Consider the following 18876-nt stretch of genomic DNA (forward strand, 5'->3'; position numbering starts at 1 on the left):
CTGATCCTCGTCAAAAAACCTTTCAAAATCCGAGCGATAACTAACTTTTTCCTCACTTAAATTGGTTGCCGTTTGATATCTTTCTCATCCGGCACTCAGGGTTCCGAAAGCAGCTATGGAGAGAGAATGGATTGGCCCGCCTTAATTTGGTTAAAGGCTGCTGTCTGGGAGGTTGAACTCCGTTTGGTAGCAATGTTGATTGTTACCATGCGATCTCAGGAATATGTAGTTGTGAGTGTTGCTCTAGAATAATCGGAACGATTCGGAGAATTATTAGATACATATAGAGTGGAAGCTCGTTTTATGTGAAAAACTAATAAAATTTTTTTATTTATGGAGTGAATGGTGGAAAATAATACTATCGAAATAGAAAAGCATAATATAGCTCCATATCTATCAGTATTATTAGGTATAAAATCCACAAAGGAAGAAAGTTGCAATTTACATGAAGATATCATCAAGCTGTTAATTGATGAATCTTCTGATGATATAACTATTGGCCCAACAATAGTCGATGACGTAGGTATATTAGGTACGGTGAAGATCACTTCATATAAAATTGAGAAGTCACCTAGTTGGGCAAAGGATATTATCTTAAAAGATATAGAGCATCATGTTTTTGTAAGTTTTAATGTTCGAAATCACCTAGCATTCTACTTTTCTGAGAAAGGGAAAAAAGATGCTATCAGGGAGCATTTTGGTAAAACAAGACTATCCAATCTATTCCCAATTCCGATTAGCCAGTTAAATGGCAACTTCATCAATGAAGATGAAATTAAGATGCTCTGGTTATCAGGAATACATGGCAGAGATAACTTCAAAGCTGACTCTAAAGTATTGGGTGGAAACAGTGTCGCGGATACTCTCGATCCACTAATAGATCAATCATATATGATGTCAGCTGTACGCACCGAAATATGGGGAACGAATTCAAAAAGTTCTGTTGGTATCAATCCTTTTAAATCATCTATATGGCGAGGGCCTTGCAAGGATTGGTCGACATTTGAAAATAGAGTTTTAGAGATATTAGATAGATTATCTGTTAATAACATTGAATCAGATAGCCCCATAGGAATACTATCCTACCCTATATCTAAGCCAGATGATTTAAAAATACCTTATGATTTTTCGCTTGTTGATTATGACTTTCTATCTGAAGAGGATGGGCAATACCGTAAGGATCTATTGAAAAAGCTACAATATAACTACCATGTAGAGTTAGCCCCAAGCTTTATTGAAAGTGATATTTCTTTAAATGTTTTCTATGGAAGTAAGAATGTAGGCAATATTTGCATCGAGGTAGAAGTAGATGATTATAAAGTTAACTTTAAAATAAAAAGTGAAAATTATATTATTAAGTCACATTTTGACCAATACAAACGTATTTTTAATTACCCCGAGTTAGTAAAGTGTTGGTTCGAATCAGGGCATGCTGTTGTTAATGGTATGGTTTTTAGAACTGGCTATCAGGACGTTGAATACAATAAATTTCTGTGGGCTGATTTTGAAGAGTATGACATAACCAAGGAAAAACCTGGGATTGATGCACAAAAACCAGACCTTAAAAGCATAGGAAAGGAAAAATCATTATTTTGCTGGGTGCAGAAATGCTGGAGTGGTAATTGGCTAACAGCTGCAGAGTTCAATACAACTGAAACTCCTAAAGGCTGGCTATATTGTGATGATGGTGCAGGCGAAAAGGCAGACTTTATCCATTATGTAAAACATGGAGCACTACATTTAATATCACTAATTCATGTCAAAGCTTCTAAATCTAACGCTCGCGCTAGGAAAATATCTGTAGGCGCACATGATGTTGTTTTAAATCAAGCAGTAAAAAATCTTCGTTATACAGTCAGAAAGGTTCTAGTAGAAGATCTAAAGGCTAGGCATGATAATGCTACACATAAAGGTTGTTGGCATGACGGTAAAGCAGCTAAACCTGAGGATTTCTTTAATTTATTATTAACGATGAAGGACAATAAACATGTGAAGACTCGAGTTGTAGTAGTTCAACCTCATACACAACAAAGCGTTTATGAAGGGAATATAGACAGCAAGATAAAAACTCAACTAGATGTTCTTTTAGTAAGTGCAGAGAATGCGGTCCGTTCATCTGGTGCAGACTTTCATATCATAGGTTTTGCTGACAAAAAGAAATAAATCATTGTATGTGCTCAAGCAGAAGAGCTTCTGCTTGAGCATTATTTTCCCCCGCTCCCCAGCGATTGAATAAATGCCAAGGTACGGCGATTAAACTGCTCCGGCTGCTCCACATTGCAGACATGGCCACACTGTTCGATCACCGCCAGCGAGGAGCTGGCATCGCGGGCCACCTGTTCGCGCACTGGCGCCAGAAACATATGATCCTCCTCCCCCATCACATAGAGGGTGGGAATGGGCAGGGAACGTTCGCGGAAGTAACGCATCAACGGGTTAACCTCGGTGGCGAGGCGGAACCAGCGTTTGAACTCCTTCTGGCAGAGCTTGCGGGCCTCGCGCACAAAGAGGTTGCGCGACTCCTGATGGTGCTGGCGCGGCATGATGATGAAGGCAAACAGCCGGTAGAGCCACATATAGGGCAGGAAGTGCTGGCCGAGTCGGCCCAGTTGCACCAGCACCCGCGAGCGGATATCGAGCCGCAAAATGGCGCCCCCCAGTACCATGCTTTTCACCCGCTCCGGGCAGAGCTCGGCCAGATGGCGAATAAGGATGGTGCCAAGGGAGATGCCGACGAAGTGGGCGCGGCGGATATTGAGATGATCGAGCAGCCGAACGATATCCTCGGTCACTTCCCGAAAGCTGTAGTGGCCCTTGACCACCTGTTGCAGCTGGTGGGACTGGCCGTGGCCGCGCAAATCCAGCAGTAGCACATTGAAGTGCTCGCGATAGGCGCGCAGCTGCTTGAACCAGATGGAGGAGCTGCCACCGGCGCCGTGGACAAACACCACCCAATCCCGCTCGGGACCCAGTTCGAAAGTCTTGTGATACAACATCCAATAGGCTCCCTTGGTGATGGGGGGTATACTCGGCTGCGCGCATATTAACAGAACAGGCCCGCCGATAGATATGCGCCTGACATGACCCGGATCACCCCTTGCGCGAGAACCCACCATGGATTTGACCCGTTTGCGCCACTTTCTGCTGACCCTGCCGGGCGCCACCGAAGATACCCCGTTTGGCCCGGAGATCCTGGTCTACCGCATCGCGGGCAAGATGTTCGCGCTGGTGGATTGGCAGGCCGAGCCGCTTACCATCAACCTCAAATGCGAGCCCGAGCTGGCGTTGCTGCTGCGCGAGATCCACCCCGAGGTCAAACCGGGCTGGCATATGAACAAGCAACACTGGAACACAGTGACCCTGAACAGCACCTTGCCAGATGATCTGTGGCAGGGCTGGGTGCACCACTCCTATGAGCGGGTTGTCGCGGGTCTGCCCAAAGCCAAACGGCCACAAGCGCCGCGCCCCCTCCCCCCTACTGACGGCCCAACCTTATGACTCCAGCACTTAGTCCAGCACTTTGTATTGTCCCCCTTGGCGAGGCACATATCCCCGCTCTCGTGACCCTGTTTGAGCAGGCGGTGCGACGCTGCGGCCCCGAGCACTACAGCGCCGAGCAGGTGGAGCAGTGGGCCCTCGGTGCACAACATCCGGGTTTTGTCAGCCAGCTGCGCGAGCACCACGGCTGGGTGGCGGAGCAGGCAAATGTGCCCCTCGGGTTTGTCACTCTGAGCCCCGATGGCCACCTCAGTCTGCTCTATGTGAGCGCCGACCATCAGCGCCAGGGACTGGGCAATCTGCTGCTCACCACGGCGCTCGCGGGGGCCAGAGGGCTCGGTATGACCCTCATCACCACCGAGGCCAGCGCCTTCAGTTATGAGCTATTTTTACGACATGGCTTTACGTTGACCGGGCTGGAGTGCGTGGAGCGGGGCGGAGTCAGTTTTACTCGCCATCGCCTGCACTGCTGCTTGCCAAGCTAGGGCAAGCCACTAAAATACGCTTAATTTTCGTATTGTTACTGTATTGAGGCAGCAACCATGGTGGTAGAAAGTGAAGGCTATATCTCGCTGATCGAGTATCTGGTGGAGAGTTTGGGATTGTTTGAATCCCAGCAGCAGAACGATGGTGAAGAGACCATCGAAGATCTGGTCAGTGGCCGTGTTGCCAGCAACCTGATGGCCATTTGCGAGCAAAACCCCCAGCTCGATCCCAAGGTGCGTTTCGCCATCATGCAGGAGGCCGACGCCGTGGTCGCCGATCTGGAAGAGGTGCTATCTGCCGTCTGGCTGCGCGCTCCGACCCCGGAACAGAAAACCTTCCTCATCGAGTTTATCGATCTCATCAAGAACCTGTTCGACAGCGCCATCGGCTGATCTGCCGTCCGGTTTTCCCGCCCAACGCAAGATTTCAGAACAGCAGATAAGGAAAAGGGCCGCCTTGGTGGGCAGCCCTGCTTGCTATCATTTTCAACCCGCCAGTGCGTTCATTCATCAGGCGGTTATCAAGGCAAGAAATGTGTCTGGACTTTGCATCCGATCCCTGGACGCTACCTAGTTAGTCCCGACTGGTCGCAATAAGTTCCCTCCTCCGACCATTTATTTTCACTTTTCTTAAGAAATCGACTACAAACCTGTTCAGCGGTTCAGGCTTGGCGGCAAACAGACTCCAATGCCACCCAATCCGCAGTAACCATCCGGGTTTTTCTCCAGATATTGCTGATGGTAATCCTCGGCATAGTAGAAGGGCGCCAGCGGCAGAATGCGGGTGGTGATGGCACGACTGTCGCCGCTTGCCGCCATCGCCTGCTGATAGGCCGCCATGCTCTGCTGGGCAATGATCTGCTGACTCTCGTCGCCATAGAAGATCACCGAGCGATACTGGGTGCCAATGTCCCCCCCCTGACGCATCCCCTGCGCCGGGTCGTGCTGCTCCCAGAACAGTCTGAGCAGGTCGCCGTAGCTGATCACCGCCGGATCAAACACCACCTGCACCGTCTCGGCATGACCGGTCAAGCCGCTGCACACCTCTTTGTAGGTGGGATTCTGGGTCACGCCGCCCTGATAACCTGCCGCGGTGGAGTAGACGCCCGGCTGCTGCCAGAACAGGCGCTCAACGCCCCAGAAACAGCCCATGCCAAACCAGGCCACCGCCATCCCTTCCGGCCAGGGGCCCTGGGTCGGGTTGCCATTCACCGCATGCTGCTGACCAATCACCATCGCTTCGCGTCGTCCCGGCAGGGCATCTGCCGGTGAAATAATCTGTTCCATGAATTCTGTCCTTGTATAAAACCCTGTGAAATCACACAGCTGACGAAAAGGAGCATCGAAGATAGCAGTTTATCGCGCCGGATCAACCGGCGGGCCCCTCCCCGCTCGCTCCGACGGCCATCTGCGCTTCCTGCCACACGTTCCCAATCCGCACGGCCAAGCCGCCCCTCGTAGACCAGAAACGGCCAAAATCAATATTTAGTCTTGATTTGTGAATTAATTTTCATATATTGAGCCAATCGCTGTTTTTTTATGGAAGAAATATCAAGTGCGCGAACGCGAACCCAGTCTGGTCAATGCCTTCCGGCAATCCACCCCCTATGTCAATGTGCATCGGGGGGCCACCTTTGTGCTGATGATGGGGGGAGAAGCCATCTGCCACCCCAACTTCGCCAATATCGTCAGCGATATCGCCCTGCTGCAGACACTGGGCATACGCCTGGTGCTGGTGTTTGGTTCACGTCCGCAAAATGATGAGGCGCTGGCCCGCGCCGGTATCGAGGCCCAGTATCACAAGCGGATCCGGGTCACCGATGACGAGAGTTTCACCATCATCAAACAGGTGTGTGGCGGCCTGCAATACGACATCACCGCCCAGCTCTCCATGGGGCTCGCCAACACCCCAATGCAGGGGGCGCGGATCAGCGTGGTGAGCGGCAACTTCGTCACCGCCCAGCCGCTGGGGGTGGATGATGGCATCGACTTTTGCCACAGCGGCCGGGTGCGCCGTATCGACGTGGAGGGGATCACCCGCCAGCTCGATCAGAAGAGTCTGGTGCTCATCTCCCCCATCGGCTGCTCGGTCACCGGCGAGAGCTTTAACCTGAGCTCGGAAGAGGTGGCCCGCCGGGTGGCGGTCGACCTCAAGGCGGACAAGCTCATTTGCTTTAGCAGCACCCAGGGGGTGATGGACAGACGCGGCGAAGCCATCTCCGAGCTCTTCCCCGAACAGGCCGAAGAGCTGCTGGTGGAGCTGGAGCAAGCGGGCGAAGAGATGTCCGGCACCGCCCGCTACCTGCGTGCGGCCATTGCCTCCTGCCGTGGCGGCGTGCCCCGCTCCCATCTGGTGAGCTATCAGGATGATGGCGCCATGCTGCAGGAGCTGTTCAGCCGCGACGGCCTCGGCACCCAGATAGTGCGGGAAAGTGCCGAGCAGGCCCGCGCCGCTACCATCGAGGATATCGGCGGCATTCTGGATCTTATTCGCCCGCTGGAGGAGGAAGGCATTCTGGTGCGCCGCTCCCGCGAACAACTGGAGATGGAGATCGACAAGTTCACCATCATCGAGCGCGATGGTCTCATCATCGGCTGCGCGGCCCTCTACTGCTTTATGGAAGAGGCGATGGCGGAGATGGCCTGCGTCGCCATCCACCCCGACTATCGCAACTCCAACCGGGGGGATCAGCTGGTGGCCAAGGTAGCCGAGCGGGCCAAGCGGCTTGGCATTCGCCGCCTGTTCGTACTCACCACCCGCTCCATCCACTGGTTCCGGGAGCGGGGCTTCGATCCGCTGGAAGTAGAAGATCTGCCGGTGGCGCGCCAGCGTCTCTACAACTGGCAGCGCCGTTCCAAGGTTTTGTCAAAGACCATTGCCTAAGTCATTGATCCTGCGTTGAGTTAGCCGACAATTTGAACTTTTTCACAAACTCGATTGACAGTGCAATCCAACGCAGGGTATTTCTAAATGCACTCCACCGCCCTGGTGGAGCCAGAAGAGGAGCGCTGCCCAGGCAGCCCAAGGGAGGACGCCAGCGTCCGGTGAACTTGGGTCAGGGGGAGCAGCGCCGAGACGAGTGAGGAGACTGGTAACCTCAACGTCGGCTGCGGGGGCTGAATCCCCCGGGTTGTCATCGGTAGTGATCATCCCCCACCGCGCCCTGTCAGGGGCGGTACGGGATGGGCTCTGCAGGTGGAGTGCTTCTGGCCGGGATAGCTTCGTTCATTCCTGCCATTTTCAGCCTCCTCCTCTCTTTTTTGCCCGATGGAACCGGAATCTTAAAATAAGACAGGAGTAAGCAATGAGCCCGATCAATGTCGCCAAGTTTGGCGGAACCAGTGTCGCCAACTTCCCGGCCATGAATCACTGCGCCGATATCGTGCTGGCCAATCCCGCCACCCGGGTGGTGGTGCTGAGCGCCAGCGCCGGTGTCACCAACCTGCTGGTCGCTCTGGCACAAGGGGAGCTGGACGAAGCGGGCCGCGACGAGCAGCTGGCCAAACTGGCCGGGATCCAGCAGGCCATTCTGACCGATCTCGGCAACCCTGTTGATGTGAGCGCCCTCATTCATGGCCAGCTGGACGAGATCCGCCTCATGGCCCAGCAAGCCCACCAACATACCGATGCAGAGCTGGCTGATCGCCTCATCGCCTGCGGCGAGCTGATGTCTACCCGCCTCTTTACCGAACTGCTGCGCCAGCGCGGCGTCAAGGCCCACTGGCAGGATGTGCGCCAGCTGATGCGCACCGACAGCCGCTTTGGCAAGGCCACCGTCGATCTGGCTACCACCCGAACCCTCTGCCAGCAGACGCTGGGCCCGCAGCTTGGCGACAGCCTTATCATCACCCAGGGCTTTATCGGTGCCGATGGCGATGGCCGCACCACCACGCTGGGGCGCGGCGGCTCTGACTACAGCGCAGCCCTGCTCGCCGAAGCGCTCGATGCCGCCAGTATCGAGATCTGGACCGATGTGCCCGGCATCTACACCACGGATCCGCGCCTCGTCACCCGGGCCCGCCCCATTCCCGAAATCAGCTTTGTCGAAGCAGCCGAAATGGCCACCTTCGGCGCCAAGGTGCTGCACCCGGCCACATTACAACCGGCGGTGCGCCAGAATATTCCGGTGTTTGTCGGCTCCGCCAAGGACCCCGCCGCCGGTGGTACCTGGATCCGCGCCAGCACAGATTCAAGCCCGCTGTTTCGCGCCGTCGCCCTGCGCCGCCAGCAGGTGCTGGTAACCCTGCACAGCCTCAACATGTTCCACGCCTACGGCTTTTTGGCCGAAGTGTTCGGCATTCTGGCCCGTCACCGCATCTCGGTCGATCTCATCACCACATCGGAGGTGAGCGTATCGCTGACGCTGGATCACACCGGCAGCCAGAGTAACGGCGAACCGATCCTGAGCGACAAGGTACTGGCCGAGCTGGGCCAGCTTTGCAAGGTGGAGGTGGAAACCGGTCTGGCACTGGTGGCGCTCATCGGCAACCGGATGAGCGAAGTGAACGGAGTGGGCAGTCAGGTCTTTGACGCCCTGCGCGAGCACAACATCCGGATGATCTGCTACGGCGCCAGCGCCCACAACCTCTGCTTCCTGGTCAAGGAGAGCGAGGCGGGCAATATCGTCAACCGCCTCCATCAGGAGCTGCTGGACTGATCCTCACCGCGAGGTAAACCAGACCATGCAACAGGGCGCCCGCAAGGCGCCCTGTTTATTTGTATTCCGCAAAGGTATCGGCTCAGGCAAGGCTGGTGGCAGGCAACTGGCAGGCCACTGCCTCCCGACGCAGCTGCTGCAAGCGGGCCAACAGCCCGGTCTGGCCCAGCTCCGTCTCCTGAGGCGAGAGATTATCCACCAGCAGCGGATAGTGATCCGTCACCGCCTGCATCAACCAGTCGAGGCGACGCAGGGTGAGCGGGCCGCAACTCTGGCCGCTCAGATCATCGGCCACATCGAGCCGGTGGCTGCGATACATGTCCCGCCACCAGTTGGCGACCAGCGCCTCGTCGCTCGCCAGCGCGGCGCTCCACTCCCCTTGCAGGGAATGCAGGCGGGCCAGCACGGGCGCGCTGGCCCCTTCACGGATCAGGTGGTGGATCTCCCGTTTCACCCATTTCAGGCAAAGCTCGCGCCAGTAGCGAAATTGCGGCAGAGGATCGGCCTCATCGAGCCAGAGTCCGGAGAGGGTACGGGTCTCCAACCGCTCCGGTACATGGAACTGCGGGTCGACCAGACCGTTGGAGTTGTATTCAAAGCGGGGATCGAAGGTCCACATATAGCCAAAGTCGAACACGCAGATCTGCTCGCCGTCATCGAGCAGGTTGCCCGGACTCGGGTCCCAGTCAAACCAGCCCCAGCGGGCCAGCTCCCCCTGCACCTCCAGCATCTGGGCCAGATTGCGCTCGTTGAGCTGATGGACCGGCACACCCCGCAACCAGGGGGAAACCAGCACACCGGCCCGCGCCGAGCCGAAGCTGGTGCAGACCACGTGGGAGAGGACGGTAGGGTGCAGCTCGCGCAGCGACTCGATTTCGCGCCGCCGCTCCAGCTCGGTCAGAAAGGCGGTCTTGCCATCGAGGTTGGCCACCAGTGAATCCTGACGGCGCCGCTTGAGGCACCAGTGATGCCCCTCCACCTTGAGGTGAAACACCTCGGCGGTGAGACCGTGGCGATAGACCTTGACCACAGCCGGATGGCTATCCTTCAGCTTGACCAGTTGGGCCAGCGGCAGCGGGCAGTCGCGCTCGCGTCCGATCCGGATCTCTTCCTTGCTCTCCAGCATGCGCAGCAATCTGGCCTGACGTGCCATCACTTTGGGATTCATACATGTACCTCCAGTCGCTATCGAGAGACTAAACAGCAGATCCCTCCCAAGCCAGTGGCAAAACCCCATGATGACGCTTTCATCACATATTCCGAACAACCCCTCGATCGGGATCACAATTTGCAAGGTTGAGCTGTAACCAAATATTCATTAAGTGGTCATTAAATTGACAAGCTGAAACAAGGCCCGCACCATCGGGTCAAACTCTATGCGGATGAACGATCTCTCCCTCACTCGCTCAAAGGATGAGCTTATATGAATCGCCCCTCCTCAGGCCGCCCCCGCGTCCTGAGTCTGCCCTCTCTGCTGCTTGCCCTGCTGGGCGGATTGCTGCTGCTAACCCTGTTGTTGCCGCTGATCAATCCCGGTAGCTGGCTGGGCCGTGCCCAGCCGCAGGTACTGGGCCCCGCCGACAATCCACTGGCCACCCTCACCCGCCACGCCCTGCTCTATAAAAGCGACAGCCGCGGCCTCTATCTAGTGGTGCGCAGTCAGTGGCAGTTGCGAGGGCCATTGCAAGCGGGGGACAAGGTGCGGGTAGAGCTGCTCAACGACAAGGGGGAGCGGATCGACCAGCTCAGTCAAGCGGTGGATAAACGTCAGGTGTGCCGCAATAACCGCTGCACCCTGGATCTCAACAGCACCCTGCGCGCCCCGGACGATGCACTGGCCAGCCGTTACCAGCTGCGCATAGGTCTGCTGCTCAAAGATCGCCCCGAGAGCGGCGATTTCAGCCAGATCCTGCAAACCCTGCCGGAGCAGGGCTTCAACCTCACCTATCTGGTGGTGAGTCTGACGCTGGTGCTGGCCCTGAGCGCCGCCGTGCTCAAAACGGTGCTGCCAAAGCTGCGCCGCAGCCTGCGCTGGCGGATCATCGGCAGCCTGCTGCTCGGCAACCTCACCTTCGTGCTGCTGCACGGCTTCGTGGTGTTCAAGCTGGGGGAGTTTCTGCTCTGGTCAGGCTTTCGCCCGGAGCACTACTATCTAGCCTGGGGCAGCATGGTGCTGGGCTGGAGCCTCTGCGCGCTGGCGGGCTTCAACCTCTATATGGGGCTGGTCTTTACCGCGCTTTCTGGCATAGGTCTGCTGGCCAACTTTATGAAGATTGCCATCTACGGCGTGCCGCTCGGCGGGGACGATTTTGGCAACCTGCTGGCGCTACTGCGGATCCTGCTCGACCAGCACCCCATCCTGCCCATCTTCACCGTGTTGCTGGCACTGTTTCTCTGCTGGCGCTTTGCCCTGTCACGCTGGGTGTTGCGCACAGCCGCGGCCACCGTCGCCTTCTTTGCCCTGTGCGTGTTTGCCACCCAGACCGGCAACAAGCTGCTGGGGGCCAACATTCGCTACGTGGATCGCGCGGTTAACTACCACAGAGACATCATCCGCTCCGGCCCCGGCCTCTATCTGTTCAATCTGGTGGACGAGATGCTGCAAAGCGGCAGCGTGTTTCGCTACCCCTTGCAGATCAACGAGCTGACCCCGCAGCTGAGCTATCCGCCCCAGGGCATAGCGCCGCGCTGGGATCTGGTGATCGTGCTGCAATATGAGTCGCTCTGGCTCGACTGGAAGGGGCGGATCTGCGCCCCGGCTCCCACCCTCTCCCTGCCCGCCAGCGTGCAGCAGTGGCAAAAGACCATCCACTCCCCCACCACCGGCGGCATGACGGTGCTGGCAGAGTTCGAGATGAACACCGGCCTGCCGGTGGGCTTGCTCAAGCAGGGGGTGGTGCCCTACTACTACCTCTCGCAGCAGGTGCCGGGGCTGGCCCAGAGCGCCAGACAGAGCGGCTACCAGACCCTGTTCGCCCACCCCTATGTGGAAAAATTCTGGGGCCGCGCCAAGGCGATCCCGGCGCTCGGCTATGAGGAGCGCTGGTTCGACACCAGCTTCACCACCCTTGAGCACAAGGGACTCTATATCTCCGATGATGCCCTCATCGACCACCTGCTCAAGCGCAGCGAACAGGATGACAAACCGCTGTTTGCCTATGCGGTCACCATGCAGGGGCACGGCCCCTTCGATGGCCCCCGCTATCAGGGGCAGGAGCGCAGCGGCGCCTGCCCGAACCAGAGCGAGAGCGACACCCAGCTGCTCAACACCTACTACACCGGGGTGGTGGATGCCATGGCCTCGCTGGAGCGGCTGCTCAAGACCCTCGACCAGTCGGACAAGCGCTATCTGGTGGTGGCCTTTGGCGATCACCAGCCGTTTTTGATGTCCGCCGGCAAGGGGATTCACGGTGACAAGCCGGCGCGCGATGCCACCTACCAGATCCCCATGATGGCCTTCACCCGCGCCGATGACCCCCTCAATCTGGCGACCCAGTTTGCGCCGGTGCGCCAGCTCTACCAGATGGGTCAGGCGACTCGCCAGCTGCTGGCGGGGGATATCACCCCCATAGAAGAGAAGCCCCTGCTCCATCCGGTGTTGGGCGAAGAGAAAGGCTTCGACCCATCAAGCCTGGTGCCGCAGATCCGCGCCAGCTTCCGGCCCGATGCCCTGCCCTGATCCCTCCACACAAAAACAGACAAGGCCGCATCCGCGGCCTTGTTTTTTGACATTCATTTAGCTCTCATTCTGCTCGCCACCAGGGCTCCAGTAGCGTGAGCTGCTGGCGGTCGAGATCAAGCGCCACCTCGATACCCAGCGGCAGCATCAGCATGGGGTGGGTATGGGCGCAGTCAAACTCCGCCAGAATGGGGAAGTTCGGCTCCCCCAACACCTCCAGCAGGATATCGAGTGGGCGCTTGCCGCTACCCTGATCGTTGAACTGCTCGTGCTTGCCGAGGATAAGCGCGCCGATCCGCTCAAACACCCCGCACAGCTTGAGATGGGCAAAAGATCGCTCCACCGTCTCGGCAGATTTCAGGCTGTCCTCCAGCAGCAAAATGTCACCGCGCTCGATGGGCGGCATATAGGGGGATCCCCAGATCCCCGCCATGGTGTTGAGGTTGCCGCCGATCAGTCGCCCCACTACCCGGCCAGAACCCACCGAGATCAGCCGATTGGGCTGGCAGCGCTTGGCCCGGGTCTGGCTTTCCCAGTCCAGCCGTTCATCGCTCCATTGCGCGGGGGTGGGCAACGTGCAGGGGACGCCAGCGTCATCGGCCAGCACAATCTGTAAAAAACTGGCCAGCGTCTCATCCACCAGCGGCGGCAACTCGCCAAAGGAGGCCACCAGCGCCGGGCCATAAAAGGTAACCAGGCCAGTTTGGGCATGGATGCCGAGCAGCAGCGCCGTCACATCGGAGTAGCCAACGATGATCTTGGGATCGCGCCTCAGCGCCTCAAAATCGAGATAAGGGAGCAGGGAGTTGGAGTTGCTGCCGCCAATCACCGACATGATGCAGCGCACTTCTGGGTCGCGAATAAGGGCGTTGAGCTCCTCGGCCCGCGCGGCGATGGAGCCGGAACGCCAGTGATCCTGCTGGCCGGTGAGGCTGCCCGCCTTGAGCCTAAAGCCCTGCCCCTCAAGAAAGGCTTTTGCGCGGGCAAAACGCTGTGGGGCCCAGGCGGTCGCCGCGCTGGAGGGGGAGAAAAAAGCGATTGTATCGCCACGTTGGAGCAGCGGGGGAACCAATAACGTCATGACACACTCATCCTTGCCAATATCCAGCCATCACAGAGTCGTTGAGCCTCCTACACAACCCCTTTGATCACAACGGGTTTATCACTATCGTTTAGAAATACAAAACACTTGATTCATTATTAACAGATATTCTAAACACCATCCCCTTCCTAGAATGACCTCATTGCGATGGCCAACCCCGGTTGGTTGTCAGAATGGTCGGCCTGACAGCCCGAACGTTCTCTTTCCCACTTTTTCTCTCTGACTTATCAATGAGGTGCCTGTCATGAACAAAAACGCATCCCCCAGCGCATTGGTTGTAGAAGGCGGTGCCATGCGCGGCATATTTGCCAGCGGCGTGCTGGATGCGTTTATCGAGCATGACTATCGCCCCTTTGACTTCGCCATCGGCGTCTCGGCGGGGGCCACCAACTTGCTGGCTTATCTCGCCAGCCAGCATGGCCGCAGCCACGAGATCCTGACCAAACTGGCGTGCAGCCAGCAGTTTATGGATCCCCTGCGCTTTGCCAAGGGGGGCAATCTGGTGGATATCCACTGGCTGTGGAACACCAGCTGCCGCAAGTATCCCCTCGACATTCACGCCTACCGGGAGACCGGCATCCCCTTCTATGCGGTGGTGACCAATACCCTGACCGGCAAGGCGGAGTACATCCGGGTCAAGCCGGAGAACATGAACGAGGTGCTGCCCGCCAGCTGCGCCATTCCCCTCGCCTCCCACGAATACCCGGAGGTGCACGGGGTACCGATGACAGATGGCGGGGTGGCCGACTCCATCCCGGTGATCGAGGCCTACCGCCGCGGTGCCCGTCACCTGACGGTGATCCTCTCCGAGCCCCTTGGCTATCGGCTCAAGCCGATGCCCTTCCCCTGGATGATCCGTACCCTGCTCAAGACCCGTCCCGCGCTGGCACAGGCGCTGGAGCAGCGGGATCGCAGCTACAACGAGGCGCTCGATTTTATCGCCAATCCGCCGGAGGACTGCCAGATCGAGGTGATCGCCCCGGCCGACTACTTCCCCGTTTCCCGTTTCACCCGCGATATCAACAAGCTGGAGATGGGATACGTGATGGGCAAGTGCGCAGGCTATCAGGCCGCCCTGCTCAATTGACAAGGGTTTTACAGGCATGACCCGACCTGCCGCGACGCACGCGCCGCCAACACAATAACAATCGGGTCAGTTGAGCAACATGAGTCATAAAAACAGACCGTGGCGAGGCAAGCGCGGCCAGAACCGGTGCCAGACATCCTGACCGGCCCGCTCCTCATCCCTATGCCAGGGCATCTCACCCTCACACAAGGTGTTTATTTATGTCGTTTCTTCTCACCCATCCCGCGCTGGCGCAGCTGTTCGAGCGGCTGCTGCCCGATTACCGGATCATGGCGCCCGCGGCCGAATATCGGGGCGGCCGCTTCTCCGACACCGACAACGTCACCTACCACAGCATCCGCCATCCGGCCGAGCTGGTGTGGCAGGAGAAGTCCCACTTCTCCCCGAAAGAGGTGGTGCTCCCCATCACCCAGACCCTGTTCCACTTCGACAATCTGGAGCTGCGCGAATCAAAGGTGGAGGCCAAGCCCACCCTGCTGTTCTTGCGCAGCTGTGATATCCACGCTCTGCGCAGGCTGGATCAGGTCTACCTGAAAAATGGCCAGAACAGCGACGTCTACTACGCCCGGCTGCGCAGCAAGCTCAAGCTGGTGCTGCTGGAGTGCCGCGAGAGCTTCGAGAACTGCTTCTGCGTCTCCATGGGCAGCAACGAGACCCAGGACTACGCCGCCGCCATTCGTCTGAGCGATGAGGGTGCCCGTATCGAGGTGAAGGATCCCGAGCTGCTCGGCTACTTTGCCGAACTGGGTGAATCCGACGACTTCACCCCGGAATTTGTCCAGAGCAACCCGGTCAAGGTACGCACCCCGGACAGCGTCTGTGACGACCCCCAGCGGATCCGCCAGATCCTCACCGCCCATCCGGTCTGGGCCGAGTACGACAGCCGCTGCATCGGTTGCGGCCGCTGTACCACCTCCTGCCCGACCTGCAGCTGCTACAGCGTGCATGACCTCACCTATGCGGAGAACCCCAAGCAGGGCGAGCGCCGTCGTCAGTGGGCCAGCTGCATGGTGGATGGCTTCAGCGACATGGCCGGTGGCCACGGTTTTCGCGCCAAGCATGGCGAGCGCCTGCGTTATCGCGCCCTGCACAAGGTCAACGACTACAAGGCCCGTCAGGGAGAGGAGCACATGTGCGTCGGCTGTGGCCGCTGCGACGATCGCTGCCCTCACTACATCTCCTTTAGCAACATCATCAACAAGATGACCGATGTGGTCGAACAGACCATCTCAGCCGACAACGCGCAGGGGGCGAACTGATATGTGCCAGTGCCAGCAAACCGCAACAGCAGAACAACAGCAGGAAGCAGTCGAAAACCGCCTGCTGCCCAAGGCCTACACCATTCTGGCCATCGAGCGTCACACCGAGCTTGAGTGGAACTTTCGGGTCTCCCGCGACTTTGATGTCCACTACGGCCAGTTTGTGGAGATCTCCCTGCCCACCGTCGGCGAGGCGCCCATCTCGGTCTCCGACTATGGCGATGGATATGTGGACCTGTTGATCCGCAAGGTCGGCAAGGTGACCGATGCGCTGTTTGCCCTCGATGTGGGCGACAAGGTGTGGATGCGCGGCGTCCACGGCAACGGCTATCCGCTGGAGACCTACCGCAACCAGCACCTCATCGTGGTGGCGGGCGGTACCGGCGTCGCGCCGGTCAAGGGGCTGCTGCGCCGCTTCAGCAAACATCCGGAAGAGGTGAAATCCCTCGACATGATCCTCGGCTTCAAGAACGAGCAGGCGGTGCTTTATCGCCACGAGATGCCGCTCTGGGCCGAGCAGCAGAACCTCATCGTCACCCTGGATGAGGGTAAGGAGAGCGAGCAGTTTCGCATCGGCCGGGTCACCGACTACATCGACCAGCTGGATCTCGCTGACAAGGAGGATATCCAGGTGATCGTGGTCGGCCCCCCCATCATGATCCGCTTCGTGGTGCTCGCCTTCCTCGAGCGGGGCATCCCCAAGGATCGCATCTGGGTCGACTACGAACGCCGCATGGCCTGCGCCGTGGGCAAATGCGGCCACTGCCGGATGGGCGACACCTATATCTGCGTGGATGGACCGGTCTTTCGTTTTGACCAGGCCCAGCATCTGATCGACTGAGGGAGAACACCATGAGTCTCGATATCGACATCATCAAGGCCCGCGCCAAGAACGAATACCGCCTCTCAAAGGTTCGCGGCGAAGCGATGATCAGCGTACGCATTCCCGGCGGGATCATGCCCGCCCACCTGCTGGCGGTGGCCCAGCAGATCGCCGAACAGTATGGCAACGGCCTGATCCACCTCACCACCCGCCAGAAGCTGGCGATGCCCGGCATCAAGTATCAGGACATGGACAAGGTCAACGCCGCCCTCGAGCCCTTTATCAAGGAGATCGAGGTGGAGACCTGCGGTATCGAGGTAGAGGACACCACAGCCGGTTACCAGACCATCGGCGGGCGCAATATCGTCGCCTGTCAGGGCAATACCATCTGCCAGAAGGGCAATATCGACTGCACCGGGCTGGCCCAGCGGATGGAGAAGCACCTCTACCCCAACCCCTATCACCTCAAGATGGTGATCGCCGGCTGTCCCAACGACTGCGCCAAGGCCAACATGGCCGACTTCGGCATCCTCGGCATCGCCAAGATCCACTTCAATGCCGAGCGCTGCATCGGCTGCGGCGCCTGCGTCAAGGCGTGCAGCCACCACGCGGTGGATTGCCTCGCCATCAAACATGGCAAGGCGGTCAAGGAGGAGAGCAAGTGCATCGGCTGTGGCGAGTGCGTGCTGGCCTGCCCGACCCTGGCCTGGCAGCGGGATCCCAAGCAGCTCTACATGGTCAAGCTGGGGGGACGCACCAGCAAGAAGACCCCCCGTACCGGCAAGCTTTTCCTCAACTGGGTGACCGAAGATGTGCTGCACGCGGTGATCAAGAACCTGTTCGAGTTCGAGGCCGAGATGCTGGATGGCAAACCCATCTATCTGCACATGGGTCACCTTATCGACCGGGCCGGTTATCACAAGTTCAAGGAGCGGGTGCTGCGCGGCGTCACCCTCAACCCGGAAGCCATGGTCGCTGACCGCATCTTCTGGGCCGAAGATCAGTACGTCGCCAACATGCACGTCAAAGCGGTGCAATAGGAAAAACCTCGTTTGGGGAAGCGTGATCAAGTGGCCGACACCGGTGGGGATCTGTCGTTGGCCCGGGCGTAGATCACCCTTCCCCTTTTTTATTCCCGTCGGGGGATCTTTCCCCCGACCATCCGGGGTGCGTCACGGCGCACCCTGCTATCTCGCCCGGCGCGGCATTGCGAGCGGGCCAGCATCCGGAGCCCGTTATGGACTTTCTCCCTCTCTTCTGTCAGCTGCAACACAAGCCGGTGCTTATCGTCGGTGGTGGCGAAGTCGCGGTGCGCAAGGCGCGCCTGCTGCTCGATGCCAAAGCCCGGGTGACCATCAATGCACCCCATCTCGACCCCCAGCTGATGAGCTGGACCGAGCAGGGAGTGCTGACCGTCTGCGCCGCCGACTTTCACCCAGAGCTGCTCGATGGCAAATGGCTGGTGATCGCCGCCACCAACCAGCCCGAGGTCAACCAGCAGGTTTTCAACGAAGCAAATCGGCGCCAAATCTTCTGCAACGTGGTGGACTCTCCGGCCCACTGCAGCGCCATCATGCCCGCCATCATCGACCGCTCGCCGCTGATGGTGGCCATCTCCAGCGCAGGTTCGGCGCCGGTGCTGAGCCGCCAGCTGCGGGAAAAGCTCGAGGCCATGTTGCCGCAGCACCTCGGCCAGCTCGCGGCGCTGGCGGGCAAGCTGCGCGAGCGGGTCAAGGCCATACCGGACAAGCTGGCTCGCCGCCGCTTCTGGGAGCGGCTCTTTAGCCATGAGCGACTGGCATGCCAGCTGGCCCGCGGCCAACAACAGGCTGCCGAGCAGAGCGTTGCCGAGCTGCTCGATGAGCAACCGCAGAGCAAGGGAAGCGTCACCCTGGTGGGCGCCGGCCCCGGCGATGCGGGGCTGCTTACCCTGAGCGGTCTGCAACAGCTGCAACAGGCGGATGTGGTGGTCTATGACCGGCTGGTGTCGCAGGAGGTGCTGGCACTGGTGCGCCGGGATGCCGAGCGGATCTTTGTCGGCAAGGAGTCGGGTCGCCACTGCGTGCCCCAGCAGGCGATCAACCAGCTGTTGCTGGAGCAGGCTCGCTTGGGCAAACAGGTGGTCAGGCTCAAGGGGGGCGATCCCTTTATCTTTGGCCGGGGCGGCGAAGAGCTGGAGACCCTGGCCGAGGCGGGCATCCCCTTCTCGGTGGTGCCGGGCATCACGGCAGCATCGGGCTGCGCCGCTTACAGCGGCATTCCCCTCACCCACCGCGATCACGCCC

At 58.4% G+C, this 18876-nt stretch carries 16 protein-coding genes and 1 riboswitch; of the genes, 12 read left to right on the top strand and 4 right to left on the bottom strand.

The window, feature by feature from the left end:
- The first annotated feature begins 342 nt into the window (after positions 1-342).
- A complete protein-coding gene (locus AACR14_RS10630; RefSeq protein WP_019446156.1) occupies positions 343-2163 on the top strand; it encodes a hypothetical protein in 1821 nt (606 codons plus the stop codon).
- 41 nt (positions 2164-2204) lie between these two features.
- Here AACR14_RS10630 and AACR14_RS10635 read toward each other — a convergent pair whose 3' ends face one another.
- On the bottom strand, positions 2205-2996 hold the full coding sequence (locus tag AACR14_RS10635) for an alpha/beta fold hydrolase (RefSeq protein ID WP_019446157.1): 792 nt from the start codon (positions 2994-2996) through the stop codon (positions 2205-2207).
- Positions 2997-3114: 118 nt separating this feature from the next.
- On the opposite strand from AACR14_RS10635, the gene AACR14_RS10640 reads away from it, so the two are divergent.
- Genes AACR14_RS10640 through AACR14_RS10650 form a run of 3 tightly spaced genes read left to right on the top strand, consistent with a single transcriptional unit; the run spans position 3115 to position 4376 of the window.
- Complete coding sequence (locus tag AACR14_RS10640) at positions 3115-3498, top strand: MmcQ/YjbR family DNA-binding protein (protein ID WP_019446158.1); 384 nt, start codon at positions 3115-3117, stop codon at positions 3496-3498.
- The gene (locus AACR14_RS10645) at positions 3495-3983 is read left to right on the top strand and encodes a GNAT family N-acetyltransferase (protein ID WP_026035038.1); all 489 of its coding nucleotides are present in this window, start codon (positions 3495-3497) and stop codon (positions 3981-3983) included. Before AACR14_RS10640 ends, AACR14_RS10645 begins: the two co-directional genes overlap by 4 nt.
- A 57-nt stretch (positions 3984-4040) precedes the next feature.
- Entirely contained in the window at positions 4041-4376 is a 336-nt protein-coding gene (locus tag AACR14_RS10650) for a DUF3802 family protein (protein WP_005333735.1), read from the top strand.
- 261 nt (positions 4377-4637) lie between these two features.
- On the opposite strand, the gene msrA is transcribed toward AACR14_RS10650, so the two are convergent.
- Complete coding sequence (gene msrA, locus AACR14_RS10655; protein WP_019446160.1) at positions 4638-5270, bottom strand: peptide-methionine (S)-S-oxide reductase MsrA; 633 nt, start codon at positions 5268-5270, stop codon at positions 4638-4640.
- Positions 5271-5538: 268 nt separating this feature from the next.
- Here msrA and argA point away from each other — a divergent pair, with 268 nt between their 5' ends.
- Positions 5539-6867 (top strand): amino-acid N-acetyltransferase, encoded by a 1329-nt coding sequence (gene argA / locus AACR14_RS10660; RefSeq protein WP_005345063.1) that lies wholly within the window; start codon positions 5539-5541, stop codon positions 6865-6867.
- A 107-nt stretch (positions 6868-6974) separates the two neighbouring features.
- A riboswitch (Lysine riboswitch) is annotated at positions 6975-7198 on the top strand.
- A gap of 90 nt (positions 7199-7288) precedes the next feature.
- Positions 7289-8641 (top strand): lysine-sensitive aspartokinase 3, encoded by a 1353-nt coding sequence (lysC, locus tag AACR14_RS10665; RefSeq protein WP_019446161.1) that lies wholly within the window; start codon positions 7289-7291, stop codon positions 8639-8641.
- A gap of 82 nt (positions 8642-8723) precedes the next feature.
- Here the strand turns inward: lysC and AACR14_RS10670 are convergent, their stop codons facing one another.
- Positions 8724-9809: a hypothetical protein gene (locus tag AACR14_RS10670; RefSeq protein WP_019446162.1), complete on the bottom strand. Its 1086-nt coding sequence runs from the start codon at positions 9807-9809 to the stop codon at positions 8724-8726.
- A 255-nt stretch (positions 9810-10064) separates the two neighbouring features.
- On the opposite strand from AACR14_RS10670, the gene AACR14_RS10675 reads away from it, so the two are divergent.
- On the top strand, positions 10065-12320 hold the full coding sequence (locus AACR14_RS10675; protein WP_019446163.1) for an LTA synthase family protein: 2256 nt from the start codon (positions 10065-10067) through the stop codon (positions 12318-12320).
- A gap of 64 nt (positions 12321-12384) precedes the next feature.
- Here AACR14_RS10675 and AACR14_RS10680 read toward each other — a convergent pair whose 3' ends face one another.
- Entirely contained in the window at positions 12385-13401 is a 1017-nt protein-coding gene (locus tag AACR14_RS10680; protein WP_019446164.1) for a S66 family peptidase, read from the bottom strand.
- Between the two features lie 265 nt (positions 13402-13666).
- Between AACR14_RS10680 and AACR14_RS10685 the strand changes: the two genes are divergently transcribed.
- From AACR14_RS10685 to cysG, 5 genes are all read left to right on the top strand, one after another.
- Positions 13667-14509 (top strand): patatin-like phospholipase family protein, encoded by an 843-nt coding sequence (locus AACR14_RS10685; protein WP_005333746.1) that lies wholly within the window; start codon positions 13667-13669, stop codon positions 14507-14509.
- A gap of 200 nt (positions 14510-14709) precedes the next feature.
- Positions 14710-15768 carry an anaerobic sulfite reductase subunit AsrA gene (asrA, locus tag AACR14_RS10690; RefSeq protein WP_019446165.1) on the top strand — a complete coding sequence of 353 codons (1059 nt, stop codon included), beginning with the start codon at positions 14710-14712 and terminating at the stop codon, positions 15766-15768.
- A 1-nt stretch (position 15769) separates the two neighbouring features.
- On the top strand, positions 15770-16609 hold the full coding sequence (asrB, locus tag AACR14_RS10695) for an anaerobic sulfite reductase subunit AsrB (RefSeq protein ID WP_019446166.1): 840 nt from the start codon (positions 15770-15772) through the stop codon (positions 16607-16609).
- An 11-nt stretch (positions 16610-16620) separates the two neighbouring features.
- Positions 16621-17631 carry a sulfite reductase subunit C gene (gene asrC / locus AACR14_RS10700; protein WP_019446167.1) on the top strand — a complete coding sequence of 337 codons (1011 nt, stop codon included), beginning with the start codon at positions 16621-16623 and terminating at the stop codon, positions 17629-17631.
- Between the two features lie 197 nt (positions 17632-17828).
- The coding region (cysG, locus tag AACR14_RS10705) for a siroheme synthase CysG (protein WP_019446168.1) at positions 17829-18876 on the top strand (1048 nt) is incomplete at its 3' end.

It is taken from the genome of Aeromonas sp. 159 (assembly GCF_963862045.1).
GTDB lineage: Bacteria > Pseudomonadota > Gammaproteobacteria > Enterobacterales > Aeromonadaceae > Aeromonas > Aeromonas veronii.